This window comes from Desulfovibrio sp. UIB00, from assembly GCF_022508225.1.
In the GTDB taxonomy this organism is placed as follows: domain Bacteria; phylum Desulfobacterota; class Desulfovibrionia; order Desulfovibrionales; family Desulfovibrionaceae; genus Desulfovibrio.
On record NZ_JAETXJ010000001.1, the window covers coordinates 144955 to 169054 of the forward strand.

Consider the following 24100-nt stretch of genomic DNA (forward strand, 5'->3'; position numbering starts at 1 on the left):
CCACCAGCGACCGTCGCACCGGCCGGGCGCGGCGGTCGCCCTGTTTGCGGCGGCTATCTTATTTTTTGGAGTTTGACATGATCTTGATTGACGGCAAAAAAACCGCCGCCGACATCCGGGCGGAACTTGGCGCGGAAGTGGCCGCCGCCCGTGCCGAGGGCCATCGTGCTCCGGGCCTTGCGGTTATCCTTGTGGGTGAAGACCCTGCCTCGCAGGTCTATGTGCGCAACAAGGAGCGCGCCTGCGCCGAAGCCGGTATTGTTTCCTTTCCGCACCATTTGCCCGCCACCACCAGCCAGCAGGATCTGCTGCAACTCATTAACGATTGCAACGCTAATCCCGCTGTGGACGGCATCCTGCTGCAACTGCCCCTGCCCAAGGGGTTGGACGCGCAGGAATGCCTGCTGGCCATTGATCCGGAAAAGGACGTGGACGGTTTCCACCCTGTGAGCGTGGGCCGCCTTTCGCTGGGTTTGCCGGGATTCGTCTCCTGCACGCCCGCCGGGGTCATGGAGCTGCTGCGCCGCTACGACCTGCCCACCAGCGGCAAGAAGGCCGTGGTTGTGGGGCGCTCCAATATTGTGGGCAAACCGCTGGCCATGCTGCTGGCCCGCTCCGGCCGTTTTGGCGACGCCACAGTGACCGTTTGCCATTCGCGTACGCCCGACCTTGCGGAGCAGTGTCGTCAAGCCGATTTTCTGTTTCTTGCCATGGGCAGGCCGCGCTGTATCACGGGCGACATGGTGCGCCAGGGCGCGGTGGTCATTGACGTGGGCATCAACCGCACTCCCGAAGGTCTGTGCGGCGATGCGGACTTTGCCAGCGTAAGCCCCAAGGCGCATGCCATTACGCCTGTGCCCGGCGGCGTTGGCCCCATGACCATTGCCATGCTGCTGAGCAATACCGTGCAGTCGTGGCGGCAGCACCGGGCCTGATCTTGCCCGTTGGAGGGAGAGCGCATGGAATTCAGGGATGCCGTAAAAATCTGCCTGACCAAGAAGTATTGCAGCTTTAAGGGCCGGGCCTCGCGCTCTGAATTCTGGTGGTTCTGCCTGTTCACGCTGCTGATCAATATTGCGGTGGCCATCGTGGGAGCTATTGCGCCAGCGCTGGCTTCCATCATCAGCGCAGTGCAGGCCCTGTGGCTGCTGCTGCCAACGGTGAGCGTGTCAACGCGCAGGCTGCACGACCGCGATCTTTCCGGCTGGTGGCAGGCACTGCCTGCGGCCTTGATGCTGCCTGGCCTGATCGGGCTGGCCACTGATGGCGAATGGCTGTTCATTGTGGCAGCCCTGGCCGTGAGCATTGCAAGTATCGGGCTGATGGTCGTATACGCGCTTAAAGGAACCTCCGGGCCCAACCGTTTTGGCCCTGATCCACTTGACGACAGCGGGGTCTGAGGGCCAACATACAAAGGTTGTGCCGCCCTTCGGCGACAACAGGCGAAAATCCGCGCCAGTGGCCCATTGCAGGCCATCTTGCCAGACGTTCTGCTATAGCGTATGGCCCGGTCATCATCTGCCATATTGAGAGGGCAACTATGTTTCGCAACGCAAAGAATGTCGGTTACTATATGATTGGTTCGGGCAGCCTTGCCCAGCTTGGCGATCTGATCGGCGCGCGCCGCGCCGCAGTGAACGGCCCTGCCGTGTTCTTTATTGACCATTTTTTTGAAGGCAAGGATCTCATTGCCAAGCTGCCCGTGGAAAGCAAGGACATGGTGGTCTATGTGGACACCACCAACGAACCCACCACTGACAGCATAGACGGCTACACCGACAAGGTGAAGGCCTTCCTCAACGGCGCGGCCCCTTGCGCCCTGCTGGCCTTCGGCGGCGGCTGCGTTCTTGATACCTGCAAGTGCGTGGGCAACCTGCTGAACAACCCCGGCAAGGCCGAAAATTATCAGGGCTGGGAACTGGTCAAGAACCCCGCTCCCTACAAAATCGCCGTGCCCACCCTTTCCGGCACAGGTTCCGAAACCTCGCGCACTGGCATCATCTGCAATGAGGAAAAGAACATCAAGCTGGGCATGAACAGCGACTACACCATGTTCGAGCAGGTGCTGCTCGACCCTGACCTCACCGCCAGCGTGCCGCGCAACCAGTATTTCTACACGGGTATCGATACCTACATGCACTGCTTTGAGAGCATCACCGGCTCTTACCGCAACGTGGTGGTGGATTCCCTGGCTGAAAAGGCCATTGACCTCAGCAAGCAGGTCTACCTTTCCAGCGACATGATGAGCGATGAAAACCGCGAAAAGCTCATGATCGCCTCATTCCTGGGCGGCATGGCCGCCGGTTTCGTGGGCGTGGTGCATCCGCTTTCGGCGGGCCTCAGCATGGTGCTGCACATGCACCACGGCATTGCCAACTGCTATGCCCTCACGGTGCTGGAAGACATCTACCCCAATGAGTACAAAGACTTTATGGCCATGATGGAACGCCAGGGCATCGACCTGCCCAAGGGCATCTGCCAGGGCCTTACCGATGCACAGTACGATGCCCTTTACGGCGCCAGCATTGTGCACGAAAAGCCCCTTTCCAATCGCCTTGGGCCGGATTTCAAAAAGATCCTCACCAAGGAAAACGTTATCGAGCGCTTCAAGCGCATGTAGCCGCGCGCGGCGCAACCAGCGCCTCCGTTTGCAGTGATAACCGCATATTGTGCGCCGTCGGGCCTTCCGGCGGCGCATTTGCCACAAGGAGTCCTCATGGACCTTAAAGTGAATTTCAGCGGCCGCGCCATCCGCTACACGGAAGAAGAAATCGCCGTGGTTGTCGATGTCATGCGCAATGCCGACACGCTCACCCAGGGCGTGCACATGCGTGATTTTGAAAGCAAGTTCGCCAGCTATCAGGGCGTTGCCCAGGGCAGCTGCTTTGTGACCATGAACGGCGTTTCGGCTCTGGAACTTTCGGCCCAGCTGTGCCGCTTCAAGCCCGGCGATGAAGTGGTCATGCCTTCGCATACCTTTACGGCCTCTGCCTACCCCTACATCAAAAAGGGCGCCACAATGGCCTGGGCTGACGTTGACCTTCTGACCCGGGTCGTCACAGCCGAAAGCATTGAAAAAGCCATTACACCCCGCACCAAGGCCGTTGTGGTGGTGCATCTGTACGGCTATGTGGCGGATATGGTCGGCATTGCCGCCCTGTGCAAAGAGCGCGGGCTTATCCTTATCGAAGACGCGGCCCAGTCCATCGGCTCCGAGCTGAATGGCAAAAAGGCTGGCAGCTTTGGCGATATGGCCGTGTTCTCCTTCCATTCGCACAAGAACCTCACCACTCTTGGCGAGGGCGGCATGCTCTATGTGCGCGATCCCAGGCTGGCGGCCCTGGTGCCCACCCTGCGCCACAACGGGCATTGCGGCTATGATTTCGATCGCCCCGACTACTGGAAGCCCGCCATGGGCAACGTCGATCTGCCCATGCTGGACGGGGAACCCCTGCAGCCCAACAACTATTGCCTTGGCGAAGCGGAATGCGCGCTGGGGGCCAAGCTGCTTGAGCGTATCGATGCCATCAATGACGAAAAGCGCGTCCGCGCCCTGCGCTTCATTGATGCGCTGGCGGACTTTCCCGAGCTGGAGTTCCACCGCGAGGATTCCCGCCGCCACAACTACCACCTGCTGGCCGCGCGCATGACCACGGGCACCGAAGCCCGAGACCGCTTTATCCGCGCCATGTTCAACGAGAAGGGCGTGAAGTGCGTGGTGCAGTATATTCCGCTGGACCGCTACGATTACTACCGCCGTCTGGGCATGGGCAAGGCCGACTGCCCCAATGCCGACACCTTCTTTGACGCCATGATTTCCTTCCCCTTCCAGCACTGGCTGACGGATGAGGAATTTGACTACATGCTGGCCTCCACCCGCGAGGTTCTGGCCAACCTGCGCTAACGCGGCCTGTATTGCCCCGGACGGCATCGGAATTTACGATGCTGTCCGGGGTTTGCTCACTGCGCCCTGTTCCTTCCGCACAGCAGAGAACACACGTGAAAGAACGCTGCATCGTCATACCTGCCATCAAGAAAAATGCCGTCATTCCTGACCAGCTTGTTAAAAAACTGGCCGGGGTTACGCTTGTGGAACGGGCCGTCAATACCGCACGCGGCGTCTTGCCCGGCGATGATATTGTTGTGCTGACCGACAGCCAGGAAATCGCGCTCATCTGCGAACGCGCGGGCGTGCGGCACCACTGGAACAAGGATCTGCGGTTCACCAGCCTTGATATCGTCACCGAAATGCGCGGGCTGCTGACAGAACTTGCGCGGGAATACGAGCACTGCATGATTTTGCGCGCCTCCTGCCCTCTGCTCACCTGGGTGGACGTGGAAGACGCCTGGAAGCGCTTTCGCGAGGCACAGGCCGATAGCCTGGTGACGGTCAAAAGCATGCGCCAGCGCATCTGGAATGTGCAGGGCGAAGGGCTTGAGAGCCTGCTGGACGAAGACGCCGGGCACGACAGCGAAAAAATGCTGGTGGTGGAAAGCCGCGCGCTGATCATTTTGCGTCTTGCCCTGCTGGACAAGGCCAACGGCCACACACTGGAGCGCGGCAAGATCGTGCCGTATTTTCTCAACGACAGGGCCATTGAAATTCAGGGCTATCAGGACTGGTGGATCTGCGAGCACCTTTTGCAACGGCGGCATGTGGTCTTTGTGGTGGCGGGCTGGCCCGCCATCGGCATGGGGCATGTGTTCCGCGCGCTGATGCTGGCGCACGAGATCACCAATCACAAGATCAGCTTTGTCTGTACGCGCGAGAGCGAGCTGGCGGTGGAAAGCATTGCCCGCAAAGACTACAAGATCGTGCGTCAGGGCAACGAGGAGCTGGCAGACACAGTGCTGCGCCTGCGGCCCGACCTTGTGGTCAACGATATTCTGAACACCACGGCGGCCTATATGGCCCGCCTGACCACGGCTGGCGTGCGCTGCGTCAATTTTGAGGATGAAGGCCCCGGCGCGGACTGGGCGCGGCTGGTGGTCAACGCCCTGTATGAAGACAGGGACAGCAACGAGCGCCTGCGCTATGGGCCGGATTATTTTTGCCTGCGCGATGAATTTCTGGGTGCGGCTCGCAATCCCTTCCGCCCTGAACTCCGGACAGTGCTCATCACCTTTGGTGGTACGGATCTCAACGACTGCTCGCGCCGGGTGCTGGACATCATCGAACCCATCTGCCGGGCCTACGGCATCCGTATCCGCCTTGTGGCAGGGCCGGGCTATGCCCACAAGGACGCCATGGAGGCGCATCTGGCACGGCTGGATAACCCGCTGGTGGAATTTACCTGGGCTACCAATGTCATGAGCCGCATGATGGAAGGGGCCGACCTCGCCATCTGCTCCGCAGGGCGCACGGTGTACGAGCTGGCCCACATGCGGATTCCCTCAATGGTGCTTGCCCACCACGAGCGCGAGGCGCGCCACACCTTTGCCCGCCCCCGCAACGGCTTTGCCTTTGTGGGCATTATGGACAGGGTCAGTGATGCCAAGATTCGCAATGTTTTTCTGGCCATGCTCAAGAATCCCCGGCGCAAACGCTTTTGGGATCGCCAGAACTTCCTTAATTTTACGGCCAATAAGGGGCGCGTTGTAGCCCTTATGCAGAATATCCTGCAGGAAGGCGCAGCCACCCCGCAGGCGGCGGAAGATGCCGCTCCCGCAGAACCGCAGCAAGCGTAACCTGCTCCACAAAGGAACACCCATGCGCAAGACCGGCAAGGTTATAGCCATTGTTCAGGCCCGCCTCGGCTCCACGCGGCTCCCCATGAAATCACTGCTCTGTCTGCGTGATGTGCCCGTTATAGACTGGGTAACGCGGCGGCTGGCGCAGGCGGCAAAGCTTGACGGCATCATGGTGGCTGTGCCGGATACGCCCCTTGACCGCGTGCTAATGGAGCACCTGCAAAGGCGCGGCGTGCCCTGCGTTGCCGGTTCGGAGGACGATGTTCTGGCGCGGTTCTGCCTGGCGGCCCGCACGGCGGATGCCGGGCGCGTGGTGCGCGTGTGCGCCGATAATCCGCTCATCTGGAGCGGGGCCATTGATCGGCTCGTGGATTTTTACGATCAGGGCGGCTGGGACTATGCCTATAACCATATTCCGCGCAACAACCTCTGGCCCGACGGCCTTGGTGCGGAAATCCTCTCGCGCGAACTGCTGGAAGAACTGGACGCCAAGGCTGCCGAAACCTCGCAACGCGAGCACTGCCTCAACTACATATGGGACAATGCCGCCAGCTTTAAAATAGGCACGTTCGATCCAGAAGAAGACTGGCTGCGCCGCCCCGAACTCAAGCTGGATATGGACAGGCCTGACGACTTCTGCCGTCTGGCGCTCAAGCCCATCCATCCCGACATGGACGCAAGGGACATTGTGCGCGTGTTTGGCTAGGGGCGTTTTTCAATAATTCTTTTTGCCGATCACTGCGTCATCAAGCATTTTTTACTCCGGTCATGGACAGAAACAGCCCCTAGTTTGGTTCAGGGATGCATGCTCAGGCCCCCAAGGTGTTTTTTTAGCCCGTAATATGGACTGAGAGACGCCTTGGGGGCTTTTGCGTACCAACTTACAGATAGGGCGAAAATATCCAGCAGGCGGCATTGCGCAGCTTTACGGGCAGGGACAGGGCAGCAAGGTAATCCCTGGTGATTTCGCGCCCCGTGATGATGGCCCGGTCTATGTGGGCAGTGATCTGGTCGTGCACATCCGGGTTGAACACTTCCATGTTCAGCTCAAAATTCAGGCGCAGGCTGCGGGCGTCCAGATTGGCCGAACCTATCTGCGAATAGTAGCCGTCCACGGCCAGCAGCTTGGTGTGGGCAAAGGGGGGCTGCTGGTACCACACGCGTACGCCAGCTTCCAGCAGGGTGGGCAGCAGGCGGTATTGCGCCCAGTGTACGTAGAACAGATTGTTTTTTTCAGGCAGCACCACGCGCACGTCCACGCCGCGTTGCCCGGCGGAGCGCAGTGCGGAGACAAGACCGTGCGAGGGCAGAAAGTAGGGCGTCATGATGCGCACGGAGCGCCGGGCCGCATTGATGACGGCGCAGTAGATGTCGTTGAGGATATCCGCCTCGGAGCCGGGGCCGTCCATGATGATGCGGCAGCGGCTTTCGCCGCGCGGCAGGGTGGTGGCTGGCGGCAGGGGGGTGTAGTTATTGGTGCAGAAACCCCAGTTGAGCAAAAATGCGCGGCGCAGCTGGTCCACAATGGGGCCTTCGCACTGGAAGTGCATGTCCTGCACGTACTTGGTCTTGCCTGCGGCGATGTTGTCGTCCGCAATGTTCATGCCGCCGGTAAAGGCCACGGTGTCGCACACCAGCATTTTTCGGTGGTTGCGCAGGTTTATGCTGAAATTGGGCGGAAACAGGCGCGGCGGCATGAACAGGGCCACGCGCACCCCACGTTTGGCAAGCTTTTTCCACGGCTTGCGCAGGGAATAGAGCATGCCGATACCGTCCACCAACAGGCGGGCGTCTACGCCGCGCTCCGCAGCTCGGGCCAGGGCCTCGCCAAAGGCCGTCGCAACCTGACCTGCGTTGAAAATATAGGTGCAGAGAAAAACGTGATCCTTGGCATTTTCTATGGCAGCAAGCATTGCCGGGTAGGCCTGATCGCCGTTGCGCAAAGGGGCGACGGCATTGCCGGTGCTCAGGTGCTGCTCGGTGAGTACACGCCCGATGTGTTCCATGCGGGCTATGCTGTCAGGGATATTTTCCGGTGGGACCTTGGAAAAGGGCGGATGGGCGTAATCCGGCTCCAGGGGCTGCTGGCGCCGCATGATGCGGCTGGCCCTGCTTTCTGCTCTGCTGATGCCAAAACAGGCGTACAGAATGGGGCCTACAACAGGCAGAAACAGGGCCGTGACCGTCCAGCCAAGGGCAGCGCGGGGGTCATGTTTGGTCAGCAGGGCGTGGCAGACGGCAACCCACGAAAGTATGTGGGCGACAATGAGGCCCAGTGTTTCAAAAAATAGCAGCATTGTTTTCCCACAGTGAGAGCGCGTCAGCAGTGGGTGCGCGCGGTTAAAGGCCGGGCGGGCAGGGCGTCTGCGTAAAGGATTGGTTAATTACCAGTCGTTACAAAGCTTATTGCTCCGCCACAGCCAGAGCAGATGGCGCGGCGCCTAGCGGCGTATGGCCAGCAGCGGCGTGTCGGTATTGCGCAGCACACGCTCTGTAATGGAACCGAGCAGCATGTCTTGCAGCCCATCGCGCCCATCAGTGAACATGATGATAAGGTCGGCATTTTCTTCATGCGCCACGCGAATGATGGTTTCAGCCGTGGTGCCTTCTTCTACGCGGCAGCGCACAGACCCGGCGGGCTTTTCCATTTCCGCCACCACAGTGTTCAACAGTGTCTGTCCCTTGGCCTTCTGTTCCGCCAAAAGCTCGGCGTGGGCCTCGCCACCCACAATCTGGGGCAGCGGCTCAAAAATGTGCAGGAGGACAATATCGCCGCAGGCAAGATTTTTGGCGTGATTCAGGGCAGACTTGGCACGGCTGAGGCCGTTTTTGCCGCTCACAGGTATAAGAATGGTCTTGTACATGGTTTCCCTTGGGTCAAAGGTTTATCTTAATGTCGATTGCACTTGCTGAAAGCGGCCGCTCAGCGGCGCGGTGTCAGGCCGATGCGGTTGCGTTCAACCGCCACGGCCAGCTCGGGCAGCAGGTCGCGCAGTGCGTTCATGTCATTGGCCTTGGCGGCTCGCTCCACACAACGGGCCATTCGGGCCAGCACGCGGAAGCCAAAGGCGTCGGATTCCGTGGCAATGCGGTTGGCCGCATCACCCACCACCGCGCAGCGGCGGTTTTTGAAGCCCTGTTGGGCATCGTCCATGGCGGCATCAAGCCGTGCCACTAGCTGCGGAATGGTTTGATCCATTTCGCGCGGGGCTGTGGGCTGCACAGGAGCCTGCGGCGCAAATGCGGCAGGTTGTGGTTCCGAGGTTCTCTGTTCCGCAGGGACCGCACGATGGCTCTCGGCCTCAGGGGCCTGTGCCGCTGCTGTTTCACCGGAGTGAGCGCCTTGAGGCCCATGCTGAGCGTTGTCATGCCCATTATGGCGCAGCGCCTCTGCGGCGCCTGCAATGAAATTCATGATGGAATTGCCAGTTGTCTTGCCCTTGAGATGAGCGGCGGTACGCTGGGGTTCCGCAACGTTGGCAGAAACATCGGCAGATGCCCCCGCGCGGGGTGTGCCAGCATGCGCTGGGGGCGCGGCCTGCACATCATCCTGACGGGGCATGGCCGCCAGATCCGCCATGAGGTCAGGCTTGCCGCCGTGCAGAGGCTCGTTGTCGGCCCCAAGGGGGCGGTCGCCAGCGCTGCCCAGCAATTTGAGAATGAGCCGCCCGGTTGCGGTGCGGGGCATTTCAGCCTGACGGGCACGTTTTTCATCTGCGGTATGCCCGGAATCCCGCTTGGGGGCTTGGTTGGCCACGCCGGAGGTATCCTCCTGCATGGCGGGCTTGGTCATGGGCATGGGTTCGCCAACCCATTCCCCAGGGTGCGCGAGGCTGGGGCTGATATAGCTTTTTTCTTCTCTGGCAGGCGCAGCAACGGGTCGAGTGGCAGCGGCGGCAGACAGGGCATCCCGTGCGGCTGGCTGTGGCATGGCTTGCCCAGAGTCTTGCCCAAAGCCTTGCGCAGGTCGGGGCGCAGACTGCGCCACAGGGTTGGCTGTTTTGATGGGGGTGCCAATGGGCATTGGCTCACCCACCCATTCATCCTGAAGGCTGTAAGTATCCCATGCGCCCTTGCCAGCAGGCGCGGGGACATCAAAGGCTGCGGTGTTGACAGGAGACAGCGTGGCTTCTCCAGCTCTGCCTGTCATGGCCTTGAGCGGGTCGGCGCTTTCGGCGGCGGGCTGCTCTGCTGCTTCGGGCATATCTGAATCCGAAGGCAGGGAAGCCTCAAGAAATTCTGCCGGGGTAACTGTTTCTCTGGTCGCAGGGGTTGGGCCGGGATGCTGTTCTGGCTCGGGCCATGCAAGGGTTTCAAGGGCGTCAGGCGTCTTGTCCGCCGGGGCAGGCATTTGCTCCGTTGCTTCTGGAACAGGTGTGACTATGGGCGTATCTGTGACGAGTTCCGCCTGTTCCACTGGTGCAGAGGCGGAGCTCTCTTGCAGTGCTGCCGCATCCTCGGCTTCGGATTCTCGTGCTGGTTCAGGCTCAGGCTCGCTCGCTTGGGCAGCAGGGGCTTCTGCCGCCCACTGCGGGCCTTCCAGGCCAGCCGAGGCCATAAATTCTGCGTCAGTGTTGTTCGCCGCCTGCGCGGGTTCCTGCTGCGTGGTGGCCGTGTCAGCTTTCTGCGGCTCTTCTGCCAATGGCTCCGGCAAAATCTCCGCAATAATTTCCGGCTGCGCTTCGGGCTGATACTCTGCTTCGGCCTGCATGCTGAGAGGCTCGGGTTGGGCCGTATTGGACAAAATATCCAGCGGTTCAGGCTGTTGTGGCGCTGTTTGTTCTTCTCCCGGAGCTGCTTCCTTTTCGATCTGGGCATCGTCAAAAGGAGCAGGGACAGCGGCGGCAGGTTCCTCCAAGGAAGTTTCTGGAGTGTTCGGCATGGTGGAAAGCGCCTGCCCGGCATCCTGTGCTGCGTTTTCGGGGGGCAAAAGATCTGTCAGCTCAATGGGCGCGTCTTCTTCTGCCTGCGAGGAATCTTCCATCATGGGCAGCAGCATGTCGGACTGGTCGGCAGTGCCAAAATTCAAGGATTGCGGGGAAGACAGCAACCCTTCATGCGACAGCGGCATTGTCAACAGCTGAGAATCCATGGATGCGCCAGTGTCCGGCAGGGCATTCTGCAAGGATGCATCGTGGCCGAAGAGATCGGGCAGATGGTTTTGCTCCTGTGCCTGTACTATGGGTGCAGCATTGGTTGGCAGGCTCTCGGATTTGGACAAGCCTTCCTCGTGAGCGGGCAGGGAAATTTCCTCTGCCGGCGGCACAGGATCGTGTTCTTCTGCCGCAGGGGCAGGGGCCGACACGGGTGGTACGGCCGGGCCGTGGCCTGTAAATCCTGCTTCGTCGAGCACTTCGCGCAGGGTAGCGGCAAAGGCTTCCGCATCCACAGGCTCGAGCAGGGCGTGGGTGTACCCCGTGTCTGCCAGTTCATCCCAGCGGGTATTGTCCTTGGTGACGGCAAGGGCCTTGAATACGGGCAGCCCGGCCTTGAGGGCTTCGGCCTCAAAACGGCCCAGAGCGTCCGCCTCTGCGGGGCCGTCGTGGGGATACTGGGCCACGAGCATGAGTGCGGGAGCTTCGCGGTTGCATTCCAGCGCCTCGCGCATGCTGCGGGCCTGGGTGCTGTTGCAGCCAAGGGTGGTTATCATGTGGGCCAAGGCCTGCCGGTCAACGGCGCTTTCGGCCACCACAGTAATGGTGGGCGCGCGCTGTGGTTCCGGCGCAGCTTCTGTTCCGGTTTCGTTCTCCAGCGGCTTCAGGCGCAGGGTAAAGGCAATAGATGTTCCCTGCGGGCCGCATTCCACATTGAGGTAACCGCTGTTGGAACCGGCCAATTCCCATGCACGGGTGAGCGCCAGCGAAGATCTGTCGCGCGGCGGAATACCCGCCCCGGTGTCGGTCACGGTAAACAGCAGATGGCCCGGATCGGCGGTTTCGGGTACACGCCGCACAGAAAGGTGCACTGCACCCCTTGTGGTGGCTCGCACGGCGCTTTCAAGCAGCAGACCGAGGGTTTCGCGCAGGGCTTTGGCCTGTCCTTCATACATGTGGCCCAGCAGTGGGGGCATGTACCACGCAAGGCCAATTCCTGAATTCTCGGCGGCGGTGGTCACGGCATCGTGCGCCTCGCGGACAAGATGCTGCAGGTTGAAGGCCACGCGCTGTTCGCCAACACTGGTCTGGTCCAGCTCTTTGCCAGGATTGTCAATAATTCTGGCAAGATCACCAGCCGCACCAAGCATGTTCTCAGCATACTGACGCACCGCAGGGGGCAGAGAGCAATGGCCGAGAGCAGCACCCTCGCGCATGAGGCGATCCAGCGGCGGGCGCAGCAGGTTTTCCCACATGCCGGGGTCAACGGCGGAGGCTGATTTTTTCTGGTTTCTGGCAGGCGCTGCAACTGGTTCCAGATCGGAATTGTCAGAAATATCCACTGGCAGGGCGGAAAAGTCAGCAGCGGTTTTGCCTGAGACGGCAGAGGGAGGCAAGAGACGCAGATTCGGGTCGTCCAGCGGTGTATCAAGACTGATGGGGGCATCGTTTGCCCCGGCGCCTAGGCTGGAACTGATCAGCGCCGCATCCAGCGCGGCGGCGTTACGTTTGCTCGCTGCTGCGGATTCGCGCTTTGTGGCCTTGTTGGTTTCTTCGGCTTGGGCAGCGTCACGCGGCAGGCCTGTTCCGGCAATGAGCAGGGCGCTCAGGGCCGTGCCCCACAGGGGAGCAGAAGCCAGCAGATTTGCGGCGTAGCCGTAATCAAGCCCCTTGACGCCCGCAGCCACAAACAGGGGGGGCACAAGGCAGCCCAAAAGAAAACGCCGTGAGCCGCCAAGCCCCATGAGGGCCCCGCCAAGGGCGCTCAGGGTAAAGATCGCCGTGCAGGCAGGCCAGAGGGAAAGAAAACGGATGCTCCAGCTAAAACCAGGAAGGAGCGGCAGCAGGGCTAGTGCCGCTCCCGGCAGGGAAAGCAATATAAACTGGGCGTCCAGCAGGGGGGAGCGGCCCCTCGTGCGCATAAGATGACGGCCCACATGGGGCAGGAGCATAAGCGCCAGACCTGGCGCAAGCACCGCCAGGGCCTGATTCAGGGTTATGCTGCCGGAGCCGTAGGCAGGCATGCCAAATATGCCTTGCGCAAGAGCAACGCCTACGTAAAGCGCTGTCCAGATGCGCCACTGGCCTCTTTCGGAGAGTCCGCGCAAAAGGCACAACAGCATGACCACGGCAAGAGCCAGCAAGGCGGCTGTGCCCGCAAGGCTGCCCCAGTTGGAGGCGGCGTCCTGCGGGCTGCGCAGCATGGGTGAAAACCAGATGCCCGGCAGGCCGTCGAGACGGATGTAGCAGGTGATCGGGTCGGCCCCCGGCTCGGGCAGCAACATCACATTGCGGTGGCTCGGGAGAATCTCGCGCCATTCAACGCTGTCTGTCGCCGGGTTGGCGGCGGGTTCGTACAGAACAGGGTCAGCCGGAATATCCGGCCCCATGTCCAGCAGCATTGCCTGTGAGCGTCCCCCTGCGGGCAGAGGGGCCAGGGTAAAGCGCAGCCACATCACGCCGGTGACTCGCGGCAGTTCCTTGACGTTCAGGGGTTTGAACATCTGGCTGTTGGAAGGGGCGGCAGCCTCCTCCACATCCATGGTTCCCGTCACGTCAATAAAGTATTGCAGGTCGGGCAGCAGCGGCGTGTTTGCAGAACGCAACACGGGCGGAATCATGCCGCTGTGCGCCGTGGACGGCGCTCCAATACCTGCGCATGCTATGCACAAAAAAAGGGCGCAGGCGCGCAGCAACGCACGCAAAATGCCGGAGGAAGTGAGAGTCATGGTCGTTCCGCCTGTAAGATCACCGATCTATCTATGGTCTTTCCCCCTTCAGGCGCGAATGCGCCTCCAAATCCGATGCAGGGGGCGGTTTGTCGTGCTGGGACGGCTTTTGGCCGCAGCTGTGCCTAGCGCAGGTTTCTGATTACATCAGAAACGGACTGCCCGTCAGGCGCGCGCGCAGCGGGGTTGACTGCCAGCAGGCGCTGCCATGCCTTCATGGCGTCGTCCTTGCGCTTGAGGTCGAAGTAAAGCACCACGCCCTCGTTGAACATGGCGTTTTCATGCCGGGGATTGACGCTGGAAGCGCGGCGGAAGCTCGCCACGGCCTTGTCGTATTCGCCAAGCTCGCGGTACATGATGCCAAGGTCGGTCAGGACATCGGCATTGTCCGGGGCAAGAGCCAGCGAACGCTCGTAGGCGCTGGCGGCCTTACGCGACTGACCGGTGTCAAAATAGAGGTTGCCAAGGTCTGCCCAGTTCTGCGCGTCCTTTGGGTTGGCAAGGACGTTTTGTTCCATGGAGACGATCTTGGCTGCCAGTTCGGGCGGAATGGGGGGCTGGTTGTCCTGCTTGGTCTGGCCGGAAGGTTGAGCAGCAGGCTGCCCCGGGGCCTGAGCTGTCGCCTGCGTTTGACCTGCGGGCGTCTGCTGCGCAGGCTCCTGCGTGAATATTGACGGCACAAGGCTGCCCACATAAACGCCCAGCACGAGGGCCACGGCGATGCCTACAAAAAAAACACCCTTGCTGACCTTGCTGATGCCGTGGGCCTGTTCAGCCTGGGGGGCGGTTTCCGGGGTGGATGTGGTGTCGGCGGGCGCGGAAGTCTGCGCGGCCGTGGGAGTGTCTGCGGACTTTTTGGGGGGCTTTTTGTTTGCCATGTATTCCTCGTGGCTTGGGAAATATCTTTATCCATCAGCCTACAACCGGAGGAAAAAAGAGGCAAGCCCGCAGCTTGCGCACCCCTGCGCCATCCTCTGGTTCAGCGTGTCCCTCCACCGTGAACAATGCGGTATATGCCAACCGAAGCCAGAACCACGATGCTCAGGATCAGATACATGCCGCTGTAGCCCATTGAGGGAATAAGGTGGCCGAATATGTACGGCCCAAGGCCGATGCCAAGGTCAAAAAAAATGTAGAATGTTGTGGTTGCCTGCGCATAGCGCGAGCGTGAAACCAGCGAGAGGGATACCGCCTGCCCCACAGATTGAAAGTTGGCAAAGCCCACGCCCAGTAGCAGGCCCGCGCACAGCAGCACGGCGGCGCTTTCGGCGCGCGAAAGCACCAAAAGAGCCAGAGCCGTGAGTAGCAGGGCGGGGTACAAAATCACGTGTTCGCCATGCCGATCAAACAGGCGGCCGCTATGGGGCCGCGTGAGCAGTGCCGCCCCAGCGTAACACAGAAAAAAAATGCTGGCTGCGCCCGTGAGTCCGTGCTCAGCCGCAAAGGAAGGCAAGAATGCCTGTATGCAGCCATAGCTCGGGCATACGACAAGAGCCACCAGCGAAAAGCGCACCACACGCGGATCAATATAGCTGTACAGGCTCAAGACCGGACGCGATGGCTGGCGCATGGGCGGCAGGTTGCGCAAAAAGCAGAAAATACCCAGGCACAGCAGGCTGATGCCCGCATTGAGCAGCATGAGAGTGTGGTATCCGTATCTGAGGGAAAGAAAGATGCCTAAAAATGGCCCAAAAGCCAGAGCCAGTGCGGCACTCATGGTAAAAAGGCCTATGCCCAGGCCGTGAAACCGTACAGGAACCACATAGGCCACAATGGCTCCTGTGGCAGTTCCGGCAACGCCTATGCCAAAGCCGGCCGCAAAGCGCTGCACAAAAAGTATGGGCAGAGAATCCACCAGAAACAGGCCGCCAATGCTTGCGGTAAACAGCAGCAGGCCCGCAAGCAGGCAGGGTTTGCCCCCAAATGTGGAAAGCTGGTTGCCGGTAAGGAACCTCCCCACAAGGCAGCCGATGACCATGATACCGGAAGTCAGCCCTGCTGTACTCAGACTGGTGCCAAAGGTTTTTTGCACATGGGCCGTGCCGGTCACAAAGATGAGATAGTAGTCCGTCATCAACAACATGTTGATGCAGGTGACAACCAAAAAGTTGCCCCGGCAAATGGCGGCAAAGGCCTCAATGAAACCTGCTTCCGTCTGCCGGGCCGCTGGGCCGTGAAGGTGTTTCCTGGGCATGGCCTGACCTCCATAACAGGGTTCAAGACATTTCGTTGCGCTCGCAACGATTTATGGCCCCCTGCCCACGTACTTGTCAAGGCAAGCACCTCAAGCGTAGCCTTTTTTGCGGCCTTGCCTGCCGCAATCCATTGGGAGTCGGCTCGCAGAGTCTGCTGACAACCAGCCACAGGAATATGTCATGGAACTTGTCTACAAATGGATCACGCTGGCCAACCGGCATTACTACATGTACCTCAACCGGGCGCTTGCGCCTTTTGGCATCAACAGCAGCCAGTATCTGTTCATTCTCAATCTGTGCCGCGACCCTGGCATCACTCAGGACAAGTTGCCCGAACGTATCTGCGTGAACAAAAGCAACGTTGCCCGTACGCTGGCCCAGCTTGAAAAGAAAGGGCTTATCCGGCGGCAGGTTAATCCTGTGGACAAGCGGACGGCGGCGGTTTTTCCCACCGAGCGGGCGCGGGAGCTGTATCCGCAGATAATGGAAGTTATTGCAACATGGGACGATGCTGTGACCAGCGTGCTCAGCGCCCAGGAAAAGGAAAATCTGCTGGAATTCATGCAGCGCGTAGCGGACAAGGCCGCTGCCCTGCGCGGGGCAAGCACTGCTTCCCTCAGAAAGTAGGGCAGTTTTCGCTAAGCGCTTGTGTCTTGTGACCTTTACGGGATATGTTGCGCCAAAGGCCATTGCGCCTTGACATGCGGTTTGCGGGAGGAGCGTCATGCTCAGCATTTTTGATCTGTTCAAGATCGGCATCGGGCCGTCCAGTTCCCATACCATTGGCCCCATGATTGCGGGCAAAGCCTTTGCGGGCGAGCTTGCGGTTTTGGGCATGCTGCCCATGGTAGGCCGGGTAAAGGTTGAGCTTTACGGTTCGCTGGCGCTTACCGGCGAGGGGCACGGCACCATTGGGGCCGTGCTGGCGGGGCTTGAAGGCGAGGAACCACAGGAAGTGGACATTGCCCATATGGCCCGCCGCACTGCGGATCTGCAAAACAATGCCAATCTGGTGCTCATGTGCGCCTACACCATCCCTTTTAATTTTGAGCGCGATGTGTGCCAGCACAAGGGCATATTTTTACCCAAACATTCCAATGCGATGACGCTTTCGGCCTTTAGCGCAGACGGCGTGCTGATATATTCCAAAAATTTCTATTCCATCGGCGGCGGGTTTATCCGCACGGACGAGGATTTTGACAGCCCGCGCGAACTGTACGCCACGCCCCCCCATCCATACGAAAAAGCCTCGGAGCTTTTTGATATCTGCGCCCGCGAAAACAAGACCATCGCGCAGATCGTTATGGCCAACGAAGTGTTCTGGCGGTCTGAAAGCGAGGTCAATGAGCGCGTAACGGCCATCATAGACGTCATGCGCGAAGCCGTAGAACGCGGCTGCTATACTGACGGCGTGCTGCCGGGCGGGTACAATGTGCGCCGTCGCGCCCCTAACCTGCTGCGCAAGGTCAGCGCCCTGCAAGCAGCCGGACGGCGCGACCTCAGTCTGTGGCCCATGCTCTATGCCTTTGCCGTGGCGGAAGAAAACGCCTCCGGCGGGCGCATTGTGACCGCTCCCACCAATGGCGCGGCGGGCATTGTGCCCGCAGTGCTGCTGTACTATCTGAATTTTTACCCCCATGCCACGGATGACGGCGCACGCGATTTTCTGCTTACTGCCGGGGCTATTGGCCTGTTCTACAAGCTCAATGCGTCCATTTCCGGCGCGGAGGTGGGCTGCCAGGGCGAAGTGGGCGTGGCCTGCTCCATGGCTGCTGGCGCGTACTGCGCGGTTACGGGCGGCAACGTCAAGCAGGTGGAAGTGGCGGCGGAAATCGGCATGGAGCACAACCTCGGCCTTACCTGTGATCCTGTGGGAGGGCTGGTGCAGATTCCCTGCATTGAGCGCAACGGCGTGGCCGCAGAGCGCGCGGTCAACTGCGCCCAGTTGTCGCGGCTGGAAGACGGACGGCAGCGGGTGATCTCGCTGGATGATATCATTGAAGTCATGTACCGTACCGGGCTTGATTTGCAGTCGCGCTACAAGGAGACCTCGCTCGGCGGGCTGGCCGAGGCCGTAGCAAAGGTTATGGAGCGCAAAAAAATGGCGCCGGGGGCATCCGGCAAATAGGTGTGAACATATTTTTTTCCTTGGGGACGAGCGAAGAAAACGCGGCTGCAAAGCCGCGTTTTCTTATTGATGGGTACAAGTTAGTTGAAAATATAATCAACTTTTGAGTATTTACATGGCAACAATCAGAATGGAGAAGTAAAACAGGCTGGACAAGGCTTTTACAATGGAGAAAATTTTATGTTTATGTGGTAATCTACTTGGTAGATTTGTGTGAATTGTGAAGTATCGCAAACAATTTTTTGGTAGATATTGTAATTTGTCTTTTTTTGATGCAACAATCCGCAAGACTTATAATATTTGCGAATGCATTTTATTTTATGACAGCATATCGACAAAATATAAAAAATAAGGGAGTGTTTTTTATACCGTACGTAGCATCTGGGGTAGTGTGGACATATGCCTTACGTGGTGTCTGGTTAAACAGAGTACCGATCTGGCGTATATTAAAATGCGCAGTACTTGAATATAATTGGATAAAAAGTGCTAACATCTTTTTTGTCCAGATTTAAGACATTGCAGCAATGGATTTGATCATGCTCCATAGTGCTCTTTATGCTGCCGGTTGTACGTCCTGAAACCTGTAACACTGGAAGTGCAAGATGAAAAAAGTATGTTTTGCAATCGTGCTGGCGGCCATGCTTGCCTTGCCCATGACTGCCTCGGCAAAGAGCGACAAAATAGATTTCGGCAAGCTGCCTTGCAGTTCATTTGTGCAGTTGGACGCCCAGACCATGACCATGTTCTATTTCTGGCTTGATGGTTACGCCAGCGCCAAAACTGGCGACACGACTCTGGATGTCAACGCTGTGGAAAACAACCTGACCCAGATCATGAAGGTCTGCAAACAGAGCCCCAACAAGACCGTGCTTTCGGTTATTGCCGACTAATAGCTCAAGGGGCGGACCGTAAGGCCCGCCCCTGATTCTTGGGGAGAAGGCCTTAAGCGCTCTGCTATGATTTTATCAGGGGCAGATTCGCCTGACGGGGCGCAGCCGTATTTGCGGCAGATGGGCTGTCGTTTCCAAAAGCAAAAAGCTTGTCCGCCAGTTTACGGTGTGCAGCGGGCATTGCCAGTGTGTCCAGCTCTTGCGGCGTGACCCAGCGGGCTTCGGTGGCGGCAGAAAGCAGCGGCGGCTGCGGCGGTGCTATCTGCGAATCCGGCGCGTCCGCGCTGTCAAACTCAAGGCCAAAGCAGTGCAGCGTCAGTCGGTAGGTGGTGTATCCGTGCCGGATAATCCCGTGCTGCGCCGCCACGCGCACGGCAAATCCCGTTTCTTCCATAAATTCCCGCACGGTGGCCTGTTCCGGGCTTTCGTCCGGCTCGACCCGTCCGCCAGGAAATTCCCACAGGTTGCCCCACACGCCAGCAGGCGGGCGCTTCTGCACAAATAGCCTGTTGCCGTAGCGCAAAACCCCGGTCACGGCGTTGACGGGCGTGATGGTGGCTCGCTTACCAGGCACAGGACGCTGGTCTGTGATACCCAGATGCAGGCTGATGCAGAACCGTGCCAGCGGGCACTCTGTGCAGCGCGGCTTTTTGCTGCAAACAAGCGCCCCAAGCTCCATCATGGCCTGATTGTGCTCGCGCGACTTGCCCTCGGGCACCAGCCGCAAGGCCCAGCGGTGAATGATGCCCGCTGCCGGGTTCTGCTTTACGGGGCTGTCCACATCAAAAATGCGCGCAATAACGCGTTCCACATTGGCGTCCACGCACGGCAACTTCTCGCCAAAGGCAATGCTTGCCACCGCGCCTGCCGTGTAGGGGCCAACACCGGGCAGACTTCGGATGGCTTCAAGCTCCGAGGGGAAAACGCCGCCGTGTTCCGCCATGATTTTGCGGGCGGCGGTCAGGATATGTCTGGCGCGCGAATAGTAGCCAAGGCCTTCCCACTGACGCAGCACGTCTTCCTCGCTGGCGGCGGCAAGCGTGGCTATGTCCGGGAAGCGCTGCATCCAGCGGTTAAAATAGCTGACGCCACGCTCCATCTGAGTTTGCTGAAGCATGACTTCGGAAATCCATACTTCGTAGGGCGTGTAGTTGACCCGCCACGGCAGGCGGCGCTGGTTTGCGGCAAACCAGCCGAGCAGGGAGTTCTGCAGTTCGCCAAGATGATCCTGGGGCGGCAGATGCACGCTGGTTGCGGCCTGTTCCGGTATACCCGGCAGTGTTGCCAGCTGGGGCTTGGAAGTCTTGCGGTTCATGCTGCAAGCCTATACCGGGAAACGGGCATTGTCATCCGCGCTTCCATACCCTATATTCGCGCCAATGGCGGGGGAACGCCCGCTGTGCAGAATAACCATTCAAGGAGCACCCATGTCCGACAATCCTACGGTTTTGCTGGAGACTTCCTCCGGCGACATTCTTGTGGAGCTTTATGCCGACAAGGCCCCCCAAACCGTTGCCAATTTTTTGAAATATGTGGATGACGGCTTTTACGCCAACACCATTTTTCACCGCGTTATCCCCGGTTTCATGATTCAGGGCGGCGGCCTTGGTGCGCGCATGGACGAAAAGTCCACCCGCGAGCCTGTAACCAACGAAGCAGACAACGGCCTCAAGAACGAGCGCGGCACCCTGGCCATGGCCCGCACCCGCGATCCCCACAGCGCCACCGCCCAGTTCTTCATCAATCTGGTGGACAACGATTTTCTCAACCACAGCTCCCCCACCCCTGACGGCTGGGGTTACTGCGTTTTCGGCAAAGTGACCGAAGGCATGGAGAATGTGGACAAAATTGCCAAGGTTAAGACCAAGACCGTGGGCTTTCATGAAAATGTGCCCACCGACATGGTGCTGATCACCGGGGCAAGCCGCTTCGAATAAATGGCGCAGCAGGCTTTGTCTGCAACGCCGTCGCACAAAACCGCCGTATGCCCGCAGTTGCGGCGCTGCGGCGGTTTTGTGTTTGAGCGGCCTGTTACGCACAAGCAATCTGTGCGCCAAACCTGAAAAAAGAGGAAAAGTCATGTCCAGAGACATCGTTGCCGCCCTTGAAGAACCCTATCAGCGCTCCTGGGCCCTGCTGGCCCAGTTTATGGACATTTGCCCCGAAAACATTTGGGCCGAAACCAACGGCGGCTGGCCTGTGTGGCAACAGGTGGCCCACGCCATTGCCGTGCTGAACTTCTTTATTCTTGAAAAAGATGATGAAGCCTTTTTGCCCGCGCCTGCCACCATTGGCGTGCTAATGCTCAAGGAGCAGGGCAAGGATGTTGTGGGCAAAGAAGCCATGCAGGCCTACGGAAAATCTGTGAAGGCAGCAGTGGACGCACGGCTGGTGGCGCTTTCCAATGCCGACCTGACCAGGGTGCAGGAGCGCGTGAGCAAAAAGATTGGCCGGGATCTCACCTATGCAGCCATGATTGCCATGCTGGCCTCGCACACCACCTACCATCTGGGTTCCTGTGATGCGGCTTTGCGGGATCACGGCTTGCCGGGCGTGTTCTAGCTGTAACCGTATTTTGCTTGTTGGCAGGGTGTGTTGCGGCAAGCTTTGAGTCTGCCGCAGACACCCGCGCCGTCTGCGTATCACGACAAGGGCGGGCAGCGGCGCAATTTTTTGTGATAAATCATCTGGAACAGCTTGACTCGGCAGCGTGGAGCCTTAACTAAAAATCATAGCTTGAACGTATGTTTTTTCGGCAAACGTTGCCGCCAAAAACAAAACTATAGATTTGAGCGCAACCTGCACTAAGCGGGAGGTTGTTATGGCTACCTGGAAGAACGATCCCGACCATTCGCACCTTGGTTTTGTGGTGCGGCATCTCATGATTACCGACATAAACGGTCGATTTGCAGACGTTGCCATTGATCTTGAAACAGCCAAGGATGACCTTTCTGACGCTGTTTTTACCATGACGGCCAAGGCTGTGAGCATTGACACCCATGTGCATGCGCGGGACGAACATTTGCGTTCGCCGGATTTTTTTGATGTGGCGCAGCACCCCGAGGTTACCTTCCAGAGTTCGTCTGTACGTCTTGGGCCGGATCATGCCGGAACCATCACTGGTCTGCTCGAAATGCGTGGCGCCGCGCGGGAAGTGACGTTCAACATCACAGCCAGCGACCGTATCACCAATCCCATCAACAACAAGGAAACGCAGTCTTTCAGCATCACTGGCGAGGTGAATCGCAGCGACTTTGGTATTGGCCCCAACATCCCGGCAGCCATTGTGGGCGACAGGGTAAAGGTGGCGGCCAACTTTGAAGTTTCGCCTGCCTAGGCATCTGAATATTGAGATGTTTTGCGGGGGGTCTTTGAGTTGAGAACCCCCGCAAGATATGGGCAAGCCTTGTTGGTTCCGCACATTGTTTTGATGCTTGCATGCGCCTGAAACAGCTCACTTATGATTGCTTTTTGCCTCCGATCTTTCCCACCACGCGAAATCCGGCCCCGCCATACCCCGGGTTACGTTTAAAAGCCGCTCCTGCTAACAGGGGCGGCTTTTAATTCTTCTGGCCATGCATTACTTCTCCACAAAAAAGGCCGGGTACAGATGCCCCGGCCTGATGGCCCTGTCGGGCCAATATGTATTTAAAATCTTACTGGATCTTGCAGTTGCCGTCGTTGCAGTCTTCGGTGGCAATCACAGGCGTAGCCTGGAACAATACCACCTGTTCGCGTCCCTTGTTGGTAATGACCACCACGGTAATGCGCATGAGGCCTTCGGGCAGAGCCGGAGTGGCCTTGGCCTTGAGGTAGCCTGTGCCGGTGATGAGCTTGGCGTCGCTGATCAGGGCCGTGCGGGCATTGGTGAAGGTCAGGCGGTCAATGACCAGTTCCTTGCTCTTGATGGTATTGATGAAGTGTTCCTTGTCCTCAATGTGCCCGTTGGCGTTGATATGCCAGTAGTTGGGGGCCAGCAGGGTTTCAAGGGCCGGGACGTCGCCTGTCATCACAGCTTCTGTATAGAGCGCCACGGTGTCAGCCTTGGCGTGGGCAAGCCCGCCGGAAAGGGCGATCACAAGGGCGATGAACACAGTGGTTACTTGCAGAATCTTCATGATATCCTCCCTGAATGGGCTGTTGGGGCGGCCAGAACGAAAATTGCCAATGTGCACGGATTCTTCTATGATTATGAGTAAAGAGTTAAGCAAAACTTTTCCATTGTAAAGCAAATATCTATCATCAAGCCGGATTTCCTGGCATTTTTTACTGTGAGGCATATGTTTTCATGTTAACCAGCATTTTGCAAACCATTGGCAACACTCCCATGCTGCGGCTCGATCTTTCGCGCGATCTACCCGGCACTGTCTGGCTGAAGCTTGAAAACCGCAATCCAGGCGGTTCCATTAAGGATCGCGTGGCCTTTCACCTTGTTGGCGAAGCTCTGGAAGAAGGGCGCGTTGAACCGGGCGGTGTGCTGGTGGAGGCCACCAGTGGGAATATGGGCATTGGTATGGCTCTGGTTGCCTCGGTGCGTGGCTTTCGCTGCATACTGACCATGCCCGAATCCATGAGCGTTGAGCGCCGCAACCTGCTGCGGGCGCTGGGCGCAGAGCTTGTACTCACCCCGGCGGAACAGGGCATGAGCGGCGCAGTGGCGGCTGCAAAGCGAATTGCCGATGAACAGGATGCCTTTGTACTCGGCCAGTTTACCAATCCGCAGGCTGTAGTGGCCCATTACAAGACCACCGGGCCGGAAATTTTCAAGGACAGCGTGGGCAAGATGGACGTGCTGGTCGCGGGCGTTGGCTCCGGCTCGACCATCACGGGCGTCGGGCGGTACCTCAAGGAGCGCATTCCCGGCTTCAGGGTGGTGGCCGTGGAGCCAGCCGCTTCGCCGGTGCTTTCTGGCGGCAAACCCGGCCCCCATCTTATTCAGGGTATTGGCGCAGACTTTGTGCCAGCAATCCTTGATCGCGCGCTGCTGGACGAAATCATCCAGATGGACGGCGAGGAAGCCATAAGAACCGCCCGTCTGCTCATGGAAAACGGCATCATGGCGGGCATATCCACAGGCTCCAACGTGCGCGCGGCCCTTGACCTTGCGACGCGGCCAGAAATGCAGGACAAGAATATCGTTACCTTTGCCTGCGACACGGGCGAACGCTACATGTCAACGCGGTTGTTCCAGGGAATATAAGCTGCTGGCAAGCTGGCTTTGCACCTGATTTATGACGCTATTTTCAATGCCAATGCCCTCAGTTTGATATGTTCCCCGTTTTGTGCGAAACAGAAAAATATGAAAAAAACTGTCTTTTCGGCCTGCATGGCTAAATATTTGCACTCGGCAACCGATAAGAGAGTCAGCGTAAGC

At 58.8% G+C, this 24100-nt stretch carries 20 protein-coding genes; 13 read left to right on the forward strand and 7 right to left on the reverse strand.

Features of this window, described 5'->3' with window-relative positions; genetic code table 11:
* Positions 1–77 precede the first annotated feature (77 nt).
* The 6 genes from folD to JMF94_RS00635 all read left to right on the forward strand — a co-directional run bounded on the left by folD (position 78) and on the right by JMF94_RS00635 (position 6397).
* Positions 78–935, forward strand: coding sequence for a bifunctional methylenetetrahydrofolate dehydrogenase/methenyltetrahydrofolate cyclohydrolase FolD (gene folD, locus JMF94_RS00610; RefSeq protein WP_240823293.1), 858 nt, complete (start codon positions 78–80; stop codon positions 933–935).
* Positions 936–959: 24 nt separating this feature from the next.
* Positions 960–1400: a DUF805 domain-containing protein gene (locus tag JMF94_RS00615; protein ID WP_240823294.1), complete on the forward strand. Its 441-nt coding sequence runs from the start codon at positions 960–962 to the stop codon at positions 1398–1400.
* Between the two features lie 140 nt (positions 1401–1540).
* The gene (locus JMF94_RS00620) at positions 1541–2620 is read left to right on the forward strand and encodes an iron-containing alcohol dehydrogenase family protein (RefSeq protein WP_240823295.1); all 1080 of its coding nucleotides are present in this window, start codon (positions 1541–1543) and stop codon (positions 2618–2620) included.
* A 96-nt stretch (positions 2621–2716) separates the two neighbouring features.
* Positions 2717–3904: a DegT/DnrJ/EryC1/StrS family aminotransferase gene (locus JMF94_RS00625; RefSeq protein ID WP_240823296.1), complete on the forward strand. Its 1188-nt coding sequence runs from the start codon at positions 2717–2719 to the stop codon at positions 3902–3904.
* A gap of 95 nt (positions 3905–3999) precedes the next feature.
* Positions 4000–5688, forward strand: coding sequence for a cytidine 5'-phosphate N-acetylneuraminic acid synthetase (locus JMF94_RS00630; RefSeq protein ID WP_240823297.1), 1689 nt, complete (start codon positions 4000–4002; stop codon positions 5686–5688).
* 22 nt (positions 5689–5710) lie between these two features.
* Positions 5711–6397, forward strand: coding sequence for an NTP transferase domain-containing protein (locus JMF94_RS00635; protein WP_240823671.1), 687 nt, complete (start codon positions 5711–5713; stop codon positions 6395–6397).
* Positions 6398–6572: 175 nt separating this feature from the next.
* Here JMF94_RS00635 and JMF94_RS00640 read toward each other — a convergent pair whose 3' ends face one another.
* From JMF94_RS00640 to JMF94_RS00660, 5 genes are all read right to left on the reverse strand, one after another.
* A complete protein-coding gene (locus JMF94_RS00640; RefSeq protein WP_240823298.1) occupies positions 6573–7988 on the reverse strand; it encodes a phospholipase D-like domain-containing protein in 1416 nt (471 codons plus the stop codon).
* 144 nt (positions 7989–8132) lie between these two features.
* Positions 8133–8555 (reverse strand): universal stress protein, encoded by a 423-nt coding sequence (locus tag JMF94_RS00645; protein WP_240823299.1) that lies wholly within the window; start codon positions 8553–8555, stop codon positions 8133–8135.
* A 59-nt stretch (positions 8556–8614) separates the two neighbouring features.
* Positions 8615–13513, reverse strand: coding sequence for a response regulator (locus JMF94_RS00650; protein WP_240823300.1), 4899 nt, complete (start codon positions 13511–13513; stop codon positions 8615–8617).
* A 125-nt stretch (positions 13514–13638) separates the two neighbouring features.
* Entirely contained in the window at positions 13639–14391 is a 753-nt protein-coding gene (locus JMF94_RS00655; RefSeq protein ID WP_240823301.1) for a tetratricopeptide repeat protein, read from the reverse strand.
* 101 nt (positions 14392–14492) lie between these two features.
* Positions 14493–15707 (reverse strand): MFS transporter, encoded by a 1215-nt coding sequence (locus tag JMF94_RS00660; RefSeq protein ID WP_240823302.1) that lies wholly within the window; start codon positions 15705–15707, stop codon positions 14493–14495.
* Positions 15708–15888: 181 nt separating this feature from the next.
* On the opposite strand from JMF94_RS00660, the gene JMF94_RS00665 reads away from it, so the two are divergent.
* The 3 genes from JMF94_RS00665 (at position 15889) to JMF94_RS00675 (ending at position 18726) form a co-directional block, all read left to right on the forward strand.
* Positions 15889–16335 carry a MarR family transcriptional regulator gene (locus tag JMF94_RS00665; protein ID WP_240823303.1) on the forward strand — a complete coding sequence of 149 codons (447 nt, stop codon included), beginning with the start codon at positions 15889–15891 and terminating at the stop codon, positions 16333–16335.
* 97 nt (positions 16336–16432) lie between these two features.
* A complete protein-coding gene (locus JMF94_RS00670) occupies positions 16433–17836 on the forward strand; it encodes an L-serine ammonia-lyase (protein ID WP_240823304.1) in 1404 nt (467 codons plus the stop codon).
* Positions 17837–18438: 602 nt separating this feature from the next.
* Entirely contained in the window at positions 18439–18726 is a 288-nt protein-coding gene (locus JMF94_RS00675) for an HdeA/HdeB family chaperone (protein ID WP_240823305.1), read from the forward strand.
* A 64-nt stretch (positions 18727–18790) separates the two neighbouring features.
* Here JMF94_RS00675 and mutY read toward each other — a convergent pair whose 3' ends face one another.
* The gene (gene mutY, locus JMF94_RS15030; protein ID WP_276612803.1) at positions 18791–20041 is read right to left on the reverse strand and encodes an A/G-specific adenine glycosylase; all 1251 of its coding nucleotides are present in this window, start codon (positions 20039–20041) and stop codon (positions 18791–18793) included.
* Positions 20042–20153: 112 nt separating this feature from the next.
* On the opposite strand from mutY, the gene JMF94_RS00690 reads away from it, so the two are divergent.
* From JMF94_RS00690 to JMF94_RS00700, 3 genes are all read left to right on the forward strand, one after another.
* On the forward strand, positions 20154–20663 hold the full coding sequence (locus tag JMF94_RS00690; RefSeq protein ID WP_022659070.1) for a peptidylprolyl isomerase: 510 nt from the start codon (positions 20154–20156) through the stop codon (positions 20661–20663).
* A gap of 142 nt (positions 20664–20805) precedes the next feature.
* Entirely contained in the window at positions 20806–21288 is a 483-nt protein-coding gene (locus tag JMF94_RS00695) for a DinB family protein (protein ID WP_240823306.1), read from the forward strand.
* A gap of 259 nt (positions 21289–21547) precedes the next feature.
* Positions 21548–22063: a YceI family protein gene (locus JMF94_RS00700; protein ID WP_240823307.1), complete on the forward strand. Its 516-nt coding sequence runs from the start codon at positions 21548–21550 to the stop codon at positions 22061–22063.
* Between the two features lie 319 nt (positions 22064–22382).
* Here JMF94_RS00700 and JMF94_RS00705 read toward each other — a convergent pair whose 3' ends face one another.
* Positions 22383–22844, reverse strand: coding sequence for a nuclear transport factor 2 family protein (locus JMF94_RS00705; protein ID WP_192113173.1), 462 nt, complete (start codon positions 22842–22844; stop codon positions 22383–22385).
* Between the two features lie 170 nt (positions 22845–23014).
* Between JMF94_RS00705 and cysK the strand changes: the two genes are divergently transcribed.
* Positions 23015–23926, forward strand: a complete 912-nt coding sequence (gene cysK, locus JMF94_RS00710) for a cysteine synthase A (RefSeq protein WP_240823308.1) — start codon at positions 23015–23017, stop codon at positions 23924–23926.
* Positions 23927–24100: the final 174 nt, after the last annotated feature.

Bases quoted from the DNA above. Each gene is read 5' to 3' on its own strand.
- folD (WP_240823293.1), top strand. From the start codon at position 78: ATGATCTTGATTGACGGCAAAAAAACCGCCGCCGACATCCGGGCGGAA.
- JMF94_RS00615 (WP_240823294.1), top strand. From the start codon at position 960: ATGGAATTCAGGGATGCCGTAAAAATCTGCCTGACCAAGAAGTATTGC.
- JMF94_RS00620 (WP_240823295.1), top strand. From the start codon at position 1,541: ATGTTTCGCAACGCAAAGAATGTCGGTTACTATATGATTGGTTCGGGC.
- JMF94_RS00625 (WP_240823296.1), top strand. From the start codon at position 2,717: ATGGACCTTAAAGTGAATTTCAGCGGCCGCGCCATCCGCTACACGGAA.
- JMF94_RS00635 (WP_240823671.1), top strand. From the start codon at position 5,711: ATGCGCAAGACCGGCAAGGTTATAGCCATTGTTCAGGCCCGCCTCGGC.
- JMF94_RS00640 (WP_240823298.1), bottom strand. From the start codon at position 7,988: ATGCTGCTATTTTTTGAAACACTGGGCCTCATTGTCGCCCACATACTT.
- JMF94_RS00645 (WP_240823299.1), bottom strand. From the start codon at position 8,555: ATGTACAAGACCATTCTTATACCTGTGAGCGGCAAAAACGGCCTCAGC.
- JMF94_RS00650 (WP_240823300.1), bottom strand. From the start codon at position 13,513: ATGACTCTCACTTCCTCCGGCATTTTGCGTGCGTTGCTGCGCGCCTGC.
- JMF94_RS00655 (WP_240823301.1), bottom strand. From the start codon at position 14,391: ATGGCAAACAAAAAGCCCCCCAAAAAGTCCGCAGACACTCCCACGGCC.
- JMF94_RS00660 (WP_240823302.1), bottom strand. From the start codon at position 15,707: ATGCCCAGGAAACACCTTCACGGCCCAGCGGCCCGGCAGACGGAAGCA.
- JMF94_RS00665 (WP_240823303.1), top strand. From the start codon at position 15,889: ATGGAACTTGTCTACAAATGGATCACGCTGGCCAACCGGCATTACTAC.
- JMF94_RS00670 (WP_240823304.1), top strand. From the start codon at position 16,433: ATGCTCAGCATTTTTGATCTGTTCAAGATCGGCATCGGGCCGTCCAGT.
- JMF94_RS00675 (WP_240823305.1), top strand. From the start codon at position 18,439: ATGAAAAAAGTATGTTTTGCAATCGTGCTGGCGGCCATGCTTGCCTTG.
- mutY (WP_276612803.1), bottom strand. From the start codon at position 20,041: ATGAACCGCAAGACTTCCAAGCCCCAGCTGGCAACACTGCCGGGTATA.
- JMF94_RS00690 (WP_022659070.1), top strand. From the start codon at position 20,154: ATGTCCGACAATCCTACGGTTTTGCTGGAGACTTCCTCCGGCGACATT.
- JMF94_RS00695 (WP_240823306.1), top strand. From the start codon at position 20,806: ATGTCCAGAGACATCGTTGCCGCCCTTGAAGAACCCTATCAGCGCTCC.
- JMF94_RS00700 (WP_240823307.1), top strand. From the start codon at position 21,548: ATGGCTACCTGGAAGAACGATCCCGACCATTCGCACCTTGGTTTTGTG.
- JMF94_RS00705 (WP_192113173.1), bottom strand. From the start codon at position 22,844: ATGAAGATTCTGCAAGTAACCACTGTGTTCATCGCCCTTGTGATCGCC.
- cysK (WP_240823308.1), top strand. From the start codon at position 23,015: ATGTTAACCAGCATTTTGCAAACCATTGGCAACACTCCCATGCTGCGG.